The following is an 11,324-nucleotide window of genomic DNA, read 5'->3' on the forward strand; positions in this document are numbered from 1 at the left end:
ACCCCACGCTCACGACTCGGCGAAACCGCCCACAGCCCCGAACCGCCCATCCGCTCCTACGACGCGCTGCACACCGCCCCCCGTACGCCCCAGCCCATGCGCAGGCCCCGAACACCCCTGCGCCACCGCGATACCGAGCGCGACCAGCAGGGTCACTACGACGAACACGAACAGCCGCTGCCGCAGCAGGCGCGGATTGGCAGGCCGCCGCCCGGTCCCCGTGGTCCGCGGACCAGGCCGACCGGCGCCACTGCGCGGAGCGGGACGACTGCCACTGCCGTTGCCGGAGCGCGTGGTGTTGCGCCCAGCCGGAGTCGGCCGTGCCTGGCCCGGACGGGACGGTACGCCGCCGCCGCGCGAGGCACTGCCACCGTTGCTGCCGCCCCGCGAGGGCGGAGCGGCACCGCGAGGCGCGGGGGTGCCCTGAGGACTCTGCGGACGCCGACCCCCCTGCGTGCGCTGCTGCTCGGGATAGCTCTCGGTGAGCCGCCCGGTGGGCCGGTCCGCTTCACCACCACGCGGCGCGGGCGGTCGTACGTCCGACAGACCCTGGGCCTCGCGGGCGGCGATCTCCTTGAGCCGCAAGGACAGTTGGAGGGTGCTGGGCCGCTCCTCGGGGTCCTTCGCCAGACACGCGCGAACCAGCGGAGCGAGCGCGTCCGGTACCCCGTGCAGCTGCGCCTCCTCGTGCACCACGCGGTACAGCATCACCTCCGAACTACCGTGCCCGAAGGGCGAGTCGGAGGTGGAGGCATACGCGAGCGTGGCCCCGAGCGAGAACACGTCCGTGGCCGGCGTGACGGCGGCCCCCCGCACCTGCTCGGGCGCGAGGAAGCCGGGCGAACCGACCGCCGTACCGACGTGCGTGAGCGTCGAGGCTCCGGTCGCCCAGGCGATACCGAAGTCGATGATCCGCGGACCCTTGGGGGACAGCAGAATGTTGGACGGCTTGAGGTCCCGGTGGACGACACCGGCCTCGTGCACCGCGACCAGCCCCTCCGACAGCGCGGCCCCGATGGCAGCCACCTCGGCGGCCCCCAGCGCCCCCTCGTCGGCGACCTTGTCGTGCAGGGAGGGCCCGGGCACGTACTGCGTGGCGAACCACGGCCGGTCGGCCTCAAGATCCGCCGCGACCAGCCGGGCCGTACAGCCACCCCGAATCCGCCGCGCGGCCGACACCTCGCGCGCGAACCGCGAACGGAACTCCTGATCCTCCGCCAGATCCGGCCGGATCACCTTGAGCGCGACCCGCTGACCCTTGCGGTCGGAACCCAGGTAGACGACGCCCATTCCGCCCGCGCCGAGCCGTCTGTGAAGCCTGAACGAGCCGACGACGCGCGGGTCCTCGCGCCTCAGGCGCATCATCGCCATGTTCATCCCCGCTGCCCGGTCCGTATGACGAGCGACAGCTTACGTTTCCACCGCCGCCCGCGCGCAAAGGCCGCGCCCTCTCGGACCGACGGATTGTCAGTGCCGGGTGGGAAACTTTGAAGGGTGGTCAGAGGCCGTGCGAACAGCAGGACTTCGTACTGCCCCCAACCCCAACCAACCATCACAGAAGGGGGATTGAGCGCGTGAAGGGTGATCGCGTAGAGATAGTGGTGGACGCCGGCGACACAACGCGAACGTACGAGGTGGTGGCGAGCAGGGCGGGCCGCAGGGTGGAGACGGCGGTACGACGAGGTGTCGTGGAAGTGAGCGAAGTCACCCGCAGCGGCTCCGTCGTCCGCACCGCCCGCTTCATGGCGACCCGGGTCCTCGCCCTGGTCGAGCAGCCGGTCCCGCGCGAGGACAGCTCAGAGAAAGCGGGGCACACCGGACTCCCCCTCAGGGAAGACCCCGAGACCTAGGACCCCGTCTCCACCCAGGGGAGTAGTTGGCAGGTCATTGCTCATCCTCCGGGAGGCCCGCCAATCGGTACGAGGGCATGACGACCCGCACCCGCCGCACGCCTAGATTTGAGGTCAAGCGGCGGGTGCAGCACTCGTCCCCCGAGGTCAGACACCCGCCGCTGCCAACGACAACTGAGTTCGGTCAACGGAGCACGGTCAGGAGAGGGACCATGGCCCATACGGCACCGCGGGCATTGATCCGCGAAGAGGGACGCAAGGCGTACAACGCGGCGTTCCGCACCCGCCGCACAGGCCGTCGCCACCCGCTGGTGGCGACCTTGATGGCCCTTCCCCTGGCGGTCCTGCTCCTCGTCGTCTTCGACGGCTGGGAGACCGTGGCCACACAGGCGTCGTCCGTGGGAGTGATGCTGGGGCGCTGAGCGGCGACCCCAGGCCCGGAAGAGCGGTCCGGGCGGGGACATCAACCCATGAAACCCCGTGGGGACGGGGGTGCGGCGGACGGCAAAAAAAGCCGGCGCAGCTGGGGAGCTGCGCCGGCTTTGCTTTGCCCGGCGACTGTTTCAAGGGGGGGGCTGGAGCGCCCCAAAGGGGCGCGGGGAACTGCGCGCCCAGCCCGCACTGTCCCGCACGGAACCCACATCCCCAGCCGTACGCTCCCATCGAAAGCCGTACGACCCAGGGGGACCCGGTGACCACCCACCAGCTGCTACCTGAGCTGACCGCCCGAGCCATGACCGCAGCGCACACCCAAACCCCCGCCTGCCCCTGCGCTCCCGGCGGAGCCACCCTCACGGACCGCCCCGACGGCACAGTCGTCCGCCACGCGGCCACCGTCGCCAAGGCCCACGCCCCGCACACAAACCCCGCCGACCTCACCGCCCGCCTCAAAACGGCCGCACACCTCCCCGGCATCCTCCTGTCCCCGCTGGACCCCACCCCCGTCACCCTGCACGACCGCCAGGTCACGTTCTGGCCCTACGGCACCCCCGTAGACCCGGATGATCCGGACGCGGCCCCCTGGGAAGCCGCGGCCACCCTCCTCGCTCGCCTCCACCGCACCCCCGCCCCGACCCCGCTCCCACCGATGCGCGGCCCCCTGAAGGCGGTCCGCGCGATCACCCGCCTCCGCGAGGCCGTCGGCGGTCACCCCGCCGCCGCCCCCGTCCTGCACGCCTGGACCCTGCTCCCGGCGTGGGCCCGCGCGGAGGCACCCCAGCCGGACACGACCACCCTCTGCCACGGGGACCTCCACCTCGGCCAGCTCGTCCGCCACCCGGCCCCCGACGGCCCCTGGCTGCTGATCGACGTCGACGACCTGGGTGTGGGAGTCCCCGGATGGGACTTGGCCCGCCCGGCGGCCTGGTACGCCTGCGGCCTGCTCCCGCCCGACGAGTGGACCCGCTTCCTGGCCGCGTACCGCGCGGCCGGCGGCCCGGCGGTTCCCGCGGCCGGCGACCCCTGGGCCGCCCTGGACGTCCCGGCCCGCGCCCTCACCGTGCAGACGGCCGCCCTCGCCATCGTCAAGGCGGTCAGGGCGGGCCGCCCGCTCGACGAGGTGGAGGAGGCGGTCGTGGACGCCTGTGACCGAATGGGTTCCGTCCCGCCCGAGTTGACGCCCGGATTCGCGAAGTAGGGTGCAACCGACCAGGGTCGGACGGAGTCTGTCCTGGGGAAACACGAAGACGTACCAACGGCCGAGGAGTTGAGCCGAGCATGCAGTGTCCGAAGTGCCATGCGCCGATGCACACGTACAACCGCAACGGTGTCCAGATCGAACAGTGCAGCAACTGCCGGGGGATCTTCCTCGACTACGGCGAGCTGGAGGCGCTGACCCGCGTGGAGTCGCAGTGGCAGCAGCCCGCCCCGCCGCCCCCGGGCCCGCAGGCCTACCCCGCCCCACCCGCGCCCGCCTGGGGCGCCCCGCACGGCGGCGGTCACGGCGGTGGCCACTACGGCGGTCACGGCGGCCACCACCGCCACAAGAGCTTCGGCCACATGCTGTTCTCCAGCTGACCGGTACACGGAAGAACCCCCGGCCGTACGAGACGGCCGGGGGTTCCGGAATGTGGACGATACTGGGATTGAACCAGTGACCTCTTCCGTGTCAGGGAAGCGCTCTCCCGCTGAGCTAATCGTCCTCGGGACCACGATCCGGGGATCATGGGTGGTGCGTGCGCGATACTGGGATTGAACCAGTGACCTCTTCCGTGTCAGGGAAGCGCTCTCCCGCTGAGCTAATCGCGCGGGGATCCTCGCGGACCAGGTCCTTGCGGACCAGTGGACGATACTGGGATTGAACCAGTGACCTCTTCCGTGTCAGGGAAGCGCTCTCCCGCTGAGCTAATCGTCCTTGGAGGTGGAGACGGGATTTGAACCCGTGTAGACGGCTTTGCAGGCCGTTGCCTCGCCTCTCGGCCACTCCACCAGGAGTGCGGGGGGTCGGGAAGATCCCCCACTTTCCTGCGAGCGGACGACCAGGTTCGAACTGGCGACCTCAACCTTGGCAAGGTTGCGCTCTACCAACTGAGCTACGTCCGCTTGTCGTTTCCGCTCGGCTTGCGCGTCGCGGCGACGAGTTGAACTCTAGCGGATTCCCCGGCCAGCACAAAAACGCGTTTGTGCAGCGTGCTGGCCTGCGACTACGGGAACGCATGGTCAGGGCACCCGCGGTGACACGGCCGGGCAACCTGTGAGACACCCGCCATAGACTCGACGGCGTGCTCGACCTCGTTCCTCTCGCCCGTTTCGGCGGCCGTGTCGCCACCGGCCTCCTCGATGTCACCAGCGATCCCGCGGCCCTGGACTCCACCGGCTTCTGGGCGGTCGCGGCCGACTTCGAGGGCCGTCTGACCTGCGCGCGCTTCCGCGACGTACGACCCGAACCGGTTCCGGCACCCGCCCCCGGGGCCTGGCACGGCCCCGCGACCGACGCCTGGACGACTTCCCTCGACCGGGCCGCCTACACCGCCGGCGTCCGCCGTATCCGGGAGCACATCGCGGCCGGCGAGGTCTACCAGGCGAACCTGTGCCGCGTCCTGTCCGCGCCGATCGGCCCCGACGCCGACGTGGACGCCCTCACCGCGCTGCTCGCGCGCGGCAACCCGGCGCCGTACGCAGGAACGATCCGGCTGCCCGGTCACGGCGTGGAGATATCCACCGCGTCACCCGAACTCTTCCTGCGCCGTTCCGGGCGGGTCGTCGAGTCCGGACCGATCAAGGGCACCGGGCGGACGGAGGCGGACCTGCTGCGGAAGGACTACGCCGAGAACGTGATGATCGTGGACCTGGTCCGCAACGACCTCGGGCGCGTCTGTGCCACGGGGACCGTGACCGTGCCGGACCTGTGTGTCGTCGAGAAGCACCCCGGTCTCGTCCATCTCGTGTCGACGGTCCGGGGTGAGCTGCCCGCGGAGGTCGGTTGGCCGGAGCTGCTGGGCGCCGCCTTCCCGCCCGGGAGTGTCACCGGCGCCCCCAAGTCCAGTGCCCTGCGCATCATCGACGCCCTGGAGACCGCGCCCCGCGGCCCCTACTGCGGGGGCATCGGCTGGGTCGACGCGGACCGGGGCACCGGCGAACTGGCCGTCGGCATCCGCACGTTCTGGATCGACCGTGCCGAGCGCGTGCTCCGCTTCGGCACCGGCGCCGGCATCACCTGGGGGTCGGACCCCGAGGGGGAGTGGCGGGAGACCGAGCTGAAGGCGTCCCGGCTGCTCGCGGTAGCGTCGGGCGCGTACGAGGTGAGCGGAGGGGCTCTTTCATGAAGATCTGGCTCGACGGCGGGCTCCAGGACATCGAGTCCGCCCGCGTCTCCGTCTTCGACCACGGACTGACCGTGGGCGACGGCATCTTCGAGACGGTGAAGGCGACGGAGGGCAAGACCTTCGCGCTGACCCGCCATCTCGACCGGCTGACCCGCTCCGCGCGCGGCCTCGGCCTCCCCGACCCCGACCTCGACGAGGTCCGCCGCGGCTGCGCGGCCGTACTCGACGCCAACCCGATGCCGTTCGGCAGGCTCCGCGTCACCTTCACCGGTGGCCACGGCCCCCTCGGATCGGACCGCGGCGAGCACGGGCCGACGCTGGTGGTCGCCCTCGGCGAGGCGAAGCGCCGCCCCGACTCCACAGCCGTGATCACCGTCCCGTGGACCCGCAACGAACGCGGCGCCCTCGTCGGCCTCAAGACCACGTCCTACGCCGAGAACGTCGTCGCCCTCGCCCGCGCCCGCCAACACGGCGCCTCCGAGGCCCTGTTGGCCAACACGGTCGGCCAACTCTGCGAAGGCACAGGGTCGAACGTCTTCGTCGTCCTGGACGGCGAGATCCACACCCCGCCGGTCACCTCCGGCTGCCTCGCCGGTGTCACCCGCGCCCTGACCGTCGAATGGACCGGCGCCAAGGAGACCGACCTGCCGCTGGACGTCCTGGAGCGCGCGGACGAGGTCTTCCTGACGTCGTCACTGCGGGACGTACAGGCCGTCCACCTGCTCGACGACCGCCAACTCCCGGGCGTGGCAGGGCCGGTGACCTCCAAGGCGATGCGTGTCTTCGACGAGCGGTCGGCCGACGACCTTGATCCGTAGAAGCCTGATTTATTGGGCTGACCTGGTGCTCCGGGTCGGGTAGAACACAGGTGATGACCACGACCCTGCGGCCGACCGAGCCGCTTCAGCGCGAGGCCGACGGGACGCGTTCACGCCGGTACCAGGTGTGTGTGAACAGCCGTCCCGTCGGGACGATTCACCTCGCCACGAGTCCGTTCTTCGGCGACTCGGTGGCCCAGATCCTGGACCTGGCCATCGAGGAACCGGACCGCCGGCGTGGCCGGGGCACGGTGGCCGCGCTCGCCGCCGAGGAAGTGGTGCGGGGCTGGGGCTGCGACCGGATGGAGGTCTCCGTGCCAGCCGACGCGGAGGCGGCGCTGAAAGTGGCGACGGCCCTCGGTTACGTCGTGCGCAACCGCCGCATGGACAAGCCGCTCGGCGACACCGCGCCCGAACTGCCCGCCGGAAGCAGGGCCCGGCCCATGGCCGAGGAGGAATACGGCCCCTGGAAGCAGCAGCACACGGAGAACTTCGTCCGGAGCTGGGCCGACCGCGGGATACCGGAGGGGGAGGCCCGGACCCGGGCTCTACAGAGCAACACCGAACTGCTGCCCGACGGACTCGCCACCCCGGACATGGACTTCAGCGTCCTGGAGCACGAAGGGGTCGCGGTGGGCACCCTCTGGACAGGCCTCCGTGACGGCGTGGCCTTCGTCTACAAGGTCGAGTCCGACGCCCGCTACCGGGGCAAGGGCCACGGCCGCTCCCTGATGCTCCTGGCCGAGGCGCAGGGCATCGCGGCCGGACTGCCGACCATCCGGCTGAACGTCTTCCAGGGCAACACCCCGGCCGAGCGGCTCTACGAGTCACTCGGCTACGAGACGGTCACCTACCACCTGTACAAGAGCCTGCTCTGAGCCGTGCGTCGAGACTCGCTCCGGGGCTCACACGCCCTCGGCGAGCAGCCGGTCGGCGATCTCCTCGACGCGGGCGCGCAGCCCTTCCTGGCTCTTGCCGCCGTCGAGGCGTTCGCCGTCGATGACATACGTCGGGGTGCCGGTCACGCCGATGGCCTTGCCCTCGGCCTGGTCGGCGTCGACGATCAGGATGTGCCGGCCGTCGATCAGCGCGGTGTCGAACTCCTCCGAGTCCAGGCCGAGTTCGCCGGCCACCTCGACCAGGAAGGGTTCTCCCCCACGGTCCAGCTCCTCGACCCGGGCGAGCACGGCCTCGACGTAGTCCCAGCCCCGGCCCTGCTCCACGGCCTCCTCGGCGGCCTGCGCGGCGGCGAAGGAGTGCTTGTGCTTGTCCACGGGGAAGTGCCGCAGCCGCAGTTCCAGCCGGTCGCCGTAGCGGGCCCGCAGGGCGCGCAGATCGTCCAGCGCGGTACGGCAGTCCGGGCACTGGAGCTCGCACCAGACGTCGAGGACGGGGGTGCGCGCGGGGGAGAGGTCACTCATGGGACCAGTCTCCCAGCCCCGGATCCACCGTCCCAACCGGGATCACGGCGACCACGGGGCGCGGGCGTACGACGACGACCGGCACCTGGGGAGGATGCGACCCGGAGATGTCCCTGATGTCCTACCGGGGCATGGCATCCCGGGTACCGGACGGTGCAGGATGGAAGGGACGAAGTGCGACCTGCCGGACCGATGTGTCCGAGCGGACCGGCCGACCTCGTCCGACCGAGACTGTCCGACGGAACTGCCTGGAGGACCGGATGATTGCCGAGACCGTCTGTTCCGCCGTTTCCGCGGCAGGCCTGGGCATCGCGGCGGTCACCGCGTACCGCAAGCGTTTTCTCTCCGCCGCGCGCATCGCCGCCTATTCGCTGGTGCCCGTGGGCCTGGTGATGACCGGTGTCGTCGGCTGGGCCGCCGACACCGCGTTCAGTCCCGTCGCCTGGGCGGGTTTCGTCGTACTCGGCGGCGCCTGGCTGCTCTTCTCGGGCACCCGCGCCGTGGAGCGCCGCCGTGGTGGCGGCACCCGCAAGGAGCGCAGGGCGGCCCGCGCCTCGGACCGGTCGGACGCGGTGGCGCCCACGGCCTCCGCGCCCTCCCTCGGCCCGGCCGTACGCCCGGCGGCCCGGCCCGCCGCCGCGCCCCGCGCCAAGAGCGGGGACGACTTCAGCGACATCGAGGCCATCCTGAAGAAGCACGGCATATGAAGAAGCACGGCATATGACGGCCGCACAGCGACTGAAACGACACAGAGCGAGCCGGGTCCGCCGGTAAGTGCTCAGGACGCGACGCGACCCGAAACGGACATCACGGAATTCGGCGAACTCCCTCTCCTATCGGGCGTGTTGATCGCGTGAGGGGTCCTCGCTGCGTCATCATCGCGGCGAGATGCTGGACACGACACAGAGCGACGCCGCGCCGCCGAAGGACGAGCCGCGCGGCTGCCTTTTCGCCCTTTCCCAGCCACCGCTGATGATCTTCCTTGCGGTGATCGGGTGTCTGCTGCTCATGGCCTCGCTGCACGACCTGCTGATGCTGTGAGCCGTACTCGTGGTCCCCGACGTCACCCGCCGGGGGCCACGACCTCATCGAGAGACGCCGGCCCTCAGCCCGCGGCTTCCTTGCGCCGGGCCCGGTACGCGGCGACATGCAGCCGGTTTCCGCAGGTCCGGCTGTCGCAGTACCTGCGCGAGCGGTTCCGGGAGAGGTCGACGAAGGCGCGCCTACAGTCCGGGGCCTCGCAGCGGCGCAGCCGCTCCTGCTCGCCGGCCACCACGAAGAACGCGAGCGCCATCCCGCAGTCGGCGGCGAGATGGTCGGCGACCGAGGCACCGGGCGCGAAATAGTGCACGTGCCAGTCGTAACCGTCGTGGTCCGTGAGGCGGGGTGTGGTGCCCGCGGCGGCGATCAGGTCGTTGATCACTCCTGCCGCGGTCCGGGGGTCCGGCGCCCCGAAGACCGCGGTGAACCGGCCGCGGATCTTGCGCACGGCGGAGAGATCGAACTCCGAGAGCTCGCCGATATCGCTCATCTCGTGGTTTCGTACGAAATCCGTTAGCAGCGCGACGTCCGACAGTCCGTCCGGCGCCGCGGCGTCCTCCGGTGCGGTGTTCACCAGATCCACCACGGTGTCGAGGGCACACCGGGTGTCGTGGGTGATCAGCACGTTTAGCTCCCTGGCCTGGGGGTCGGGCGGGCGCCCGCCGATGCTGGCCGATGGTAGTGGCTTCCCGGAGGGTGGCCCCTGCCTCTATGAACGCCTTCGTGTCCCTCACGGTTCCCCGGACTACGGAGAGTCGCCGGGAACGGGCGCCGCACCGCACGCACCGGCGCCGCCCCCGCGACGAATCGCGGCGACGGCGCCGGTGTGTGCCATATGCGGTTGTCCAGGCCCGAGCCGTCTCCCCGAGTTCGGACGGCGCCGGGTGGTTCTGGGTCGGGGCCTTGCGCTAGCTCTCCGCCAGGATGTGCGACAGCTCCTGATCCAGGTCGAAGTGCCGGTGCTCCGTGCCGGGTGGCACGGCGGCGTCCGTCCGCTTCAGGAAGGACTCCAGGGCCCGTGCGGGAGCCTCCAGCAGGGCTTCGCCCTCGGGAGAGCTCAGTGCGATGCAGACGACGCCCTGACCGTGACTACGGGATGGCCAGACACGGACGTCGCCGGTACCGGTGGGCCGGTGGAGGCCCTCCGCGAGAAGGTCGCGGGCGAACACCCACTCGACGGTCTCCTCGGCTCCGGTGTGGAAGGTGGCGTGCACGGCGTAGGGGTCGGCCGTGTCGTACCTCAGGCCTGCGGGAACAGGCAGGGATGACTCGCTCGACACAACGAGGCGCAGGTGCAGCTCGCAGCTGACCGTGGTGTTCATAAGCGCCAGGGCCTTTCGCTCAGTGTGCGCTCGGGGATTCGCACGTCGGCGAAATCGACATGCCACCTACGGTGCCGTTGTAAACCCCTCTGAGTGTTTTGCGTGCCTTTACGTAACTCTTCCGGCCGAGGGCTCGATCGCTCGGTGCGGCCATTCCGGTGACCGGATTCCCTCGGGTAGGGTTTGTCCGTATGAATACGGGGAGTGACGGGCCGGGTGAGGTTGTCGTGGCGTCGGACGGAGTGGTCGACGAGGCGCCGGACGGGACAGGGGCGGACGAGGCGCGGGACGAGCGGGGGCTCGGTTCCAAGGCGCCGGAATTCGTCAAGGCGCGCCGCGCGCTGCATCTGAGCTGGCAGGTCGGTGTCTTCGTGATCGGCCTCGCGGTCGTGGCCGCGGGCATCGTCATGCTGCCGCTGCCGGGACCCGGCTGGGTGGTGATCTTCGGCGGTATGGCGATCTGGGCGACCGAGTTCGTCTGGGCGCAGCTGGTGCTCCGCTGGACGAAACGCAAGGTCACCGAGGCGGCACAGCGCGCGCTCGACCCTGCCGTACGTCGCCGTAACATCGTCCTGACCTCGATCGGCCTGGTGATCGTGATCGTCCTTGTGGGCGTCTACGTCTGGAAGTTCGGTGTCGTGATGCCCTGGAAGATCAAGGACCAGTGACCCGCGGGCGGCGCCCGGGCGCCTTCCCGTGCTGGTCGGAGGCACCCGCTGACATGGGGTAACGTTCTCCGTGCGTCCGGGCGATTAGCTCAGTGGGAGAGCGCTTCGTTCACACCGAAGAGGTCACTGGTTCGAACCCAGTATCGCCCACCCGGACCGACGGCCCGCCTGTGATCACACAGGTGGGCCGTCGTCGTTCGTCCGCCGATGGCGAGGGGTCAACTCCCCGCCGCCCAGGCCTTTTTCGGCCGGTCGCCGACGGAGTGCGGCAGGCCGCTTTCTGTTCGGCCGGCCGATCGAGGGCGCCTCACCTGCGGTGTCCGCCCCGCCGCTCCCGCCGCGCGCCCGGCGGCGCCGTCGTAGCGCTCAGCCGGTCCACAAGAAATTCCTGTCCGAATCATTGACGCACCCCGAGGGCCTCCGTAACTTGTGCCAGCAAG

General features: G+C 70.6%; 14 protein-coding genes and 6 tRNA genes. 11 read left to right on the forward strand and 9 right to left on the reverse strand.

The genetic code is table 11. The features are described from left to right. Positions 1-9: 9 nt before the first annotated feature. Positions 10-1,377, reverse strand: a complete 1,368-nt coding sequence (locus ACWIHT_RS27020; RefSeq protein WP_456170845.1) for a protein kinase domain-containing protein — start codon at positions 1,375-1,377, stop codon at positions 10-12. 197 nt (positions 1,378-1,574) lie between these two features. On the opposite strand from ACWIHT_RS27020, the gene ACWIHT_RS27025 reads away from it, so the two are divergent. From ACWIHT_RS27025 to ACWIHT_RS27040, 4 genes are all read left to right on the forward strand, one after another. Continuing rightward, positions 1,575-1,850 (forward strand): hypothetical protein, encoded by a 276-nt coding sequence (locus tag ACWIHT_RS27025; RefSeq protein WP_033282228.1) that lies wholly within the window; start codon positions 1,575-1,577, stop codon positions 1,848-1,850. 212 nt (positions 1,851-2,062) lie between these two features. Then, on the forward strand, positions 2,063-2,272 hold the full coding sequence (locus ACWIHT_RS27030) for a hypothetical protein (RefSeq protein WP_026178166.1): 210 nt from the start codon (positions 2,063-2,065) through the stop codon (positions 2,270-2,272). A 269-nt stretch (positions 2,273-2,541) separates the two neighbouring features. Continuing rightward, entirely contained in the window at positions 2,542-3,486 is a 945-nt protein-coding gene (locus ACWIHT_RS27035; RefSeq protein ID WP_456170846.1) for a phosphotransferase family protein, read from the forward strand. A gap of 80 nt (positions 3,487-3,566) precedes the next feature. After that, a complete protein-coding gene (locus ACWIHT_RS27040) occupies positions 3,567-3,866 on the forward strand; it encodes a TFIIB-type zinc ribbon-containing protein (RefSeq protein ID WP_318015217.1) in 300 nt (99 codons plus the stop codon). 53 nt (positions 3,867-3,919) lie between these two features. Here ACWIHT_RS27040 and ACWIHT_RS27045 read toward each other — a convergent pair. From ACWIHT_RS27045 to ACWIHT_RS27065, 5 genes are all read right to left on the reverse strand, one after another. Then, positions 3,920-3,991: transfer RNA gene (locus tag ACWIHT_RS27045), tRNA-Val, on the reverse strand. A gap of 34 nt (positions 3,992-4,025) precedes the next feature. Further along, positions 4,026-4,097, reverse strand: a tRNA-Val gene (locus ACWIHT_RS27050). 34 nt (positions 4,098-4,131) lie between these two features. Next, a tRNA-Val gene (locus ACWIHT_RS27055) sits at positions 4,132-4,203 on the reverse strand. Position 4,204: 1 nt separating this feature from the next. Next, positions 4,205-4,278, reverse strand: a tRNA-Cys gene (locus ACWIHT_RS27060). A 40-nt stretch (positions 4,279-4,318) separates the two neighbouring features. Next, positions 4,319-4,391, reverse strand: a tRNA-Gly gene (locus ACWIHT_RS27065). Positions 4,392-4,570: 179 nt separating this feature from the next. On the opposite strand from ACWIHT_RS27065, the gene ACWIHT_RS27070 reads away from it, so the two are divergent. The 3 genes from ACWIHT_RS27070 to ACWIHT_RS27080 are packed head-to-tail and all read left to right on the forward strand — an operon-like array spanning position 4,571 to position 7,310. Then, entirely contained in the window at positions 4,571-5,614 is a 1,044-nt protein-coding gene (locus tag ACWIHT_RS27070) for a chorismate-binding protein (protein ID WP_456170847.1), read from the forward strand. Continuing rightward, complete coding sequence (locus tag ACWIHT_RS27075) at positions 5,611-6,432, forward strand: aminotransferase class IV (RefSeq protein WP_456170848.1); 822 nt, start codon at positions 5,611-5,613, stop codon at positions 6,430-6,432. The genes ACWIHT_RS27070 and ACWIHT_RS27075 overlap by 4 nt, the downstream gene beginning before the upstream one ends. Positions 6,433-6,485: 53 nt before the next feature. After that, positions 6,486-7,310, forward strand: a complete 825-nt coding sequence (locus tag ACWIHT_RS27080; RefSeq protein WP_456170849.1) for a GNAT family N-acetyltransferase — start codon at positions 6,486-6,488, stop codon at positions 7,308-7,310. 27 nt (positions 7,311-7,337) lie between these two features. Here the strand turns inward: ACWIHT_RS27080 and ACWIHT_RS27085 are convergent, their stop codons facing one another. After that, positions 7,338-7,853: a DsbA family protein gene (locus ACWIHT_RS27085; RefSeq protein WP_456170850.1), complete on the reverse strand. Its 516-nt coding sequence runs from the start codon at positions 7,851-7,853 to the stop codon at positions 7,338-7,340. 260 nt (positions 7,854-8,113) lie between these two features. Between ACWIHT_RS27085 and ACWIHT_RS27090 the strand changes: the two genes are divergently transcribed. Together ACWIHT_RS27090 and ACWIHT_RS27095 are read left to right on the forward strand one after the other, a co-directional pair. Then, entirely contained in the window at positions 8,114-8,560 is a 447-nt protein-coding gene (locus tag ACWIHT_RS27090; RefSeq protein ID WP_456170851.1) for a hypothetical protein, read from the forward strand. Between the two features lie 181 nt (positions 8,561-8,741). Further along, positions 8,742-8,894 (forward strand): hypothetical protein, encoded by a 153-nt coding sequence (locus tag ACWIHT_RS27095; protein WP_019059824.1) that lies wholly within the window; start codon positions 8,742-8,744, stop codon positions 8,892-8,894. A 64-nt stretch (positions 8,895-8,958) separates the two neighbouring features. Here the strand turns inward: ACWIHT_RS27095 and ACWIHT_RS27100 are convergent, their stop codons facing one another. Both ACWIHT_RS27100 and ACWIHT_RS27105 read right to left on the reverse strand, forming a co-directional pair. Next, complete coding sequence (locus tag ACWIHT_RS27100; protein WP_456170853.1) at positions 8,959-9,519, reverse strand: CGNR zinc finger domain-containing protein; 561 nt, start codon at positions 9,517-9,519, stop codon at positions 8,959-8,961. Between the two features lie 283 nt (positions 9,520-9,802). After that, complete coding sequence (locus tag ACWIHT_RS27105; protein ID WP_004002642.1) at positions 9,803-10,216, reverse strand: SsgA family sporulation/cell division regulator; 414 nt, start codon at positions 10,214-10,216, stop codon at positions 9,803-9,805. Positions 10,217-10,407: 191 nt separating this feature from the next. Between ACWIHT_RS27105 and ACWIHT_RS27110 the strand changes: the two genes are divergently transcribed. After that, on the forward strand, positions 10,408-10,884 hold the full coding sequence (locus tag ACWIHT_RS27110) for a TIGR02611 family protein (protein WP_456170854.1): 477 nt from the start codon (positions 10,408-10,410) through the stop codon (positions 10,882-10,884). A 78-nt stretch (positions 10,885-10,962) separates the two neighbouring features. Further along, positions 10,963-11,034 (forward strand) — tRNA-Val (locus ACWIHT_RS27115). Positions 11,035-11,324: the final 290 nt, after the last annotated feature.

The sequence above is a fragment of the Streptomyces sp. NPDC002276 genome, from assembly GCF_053891435.1.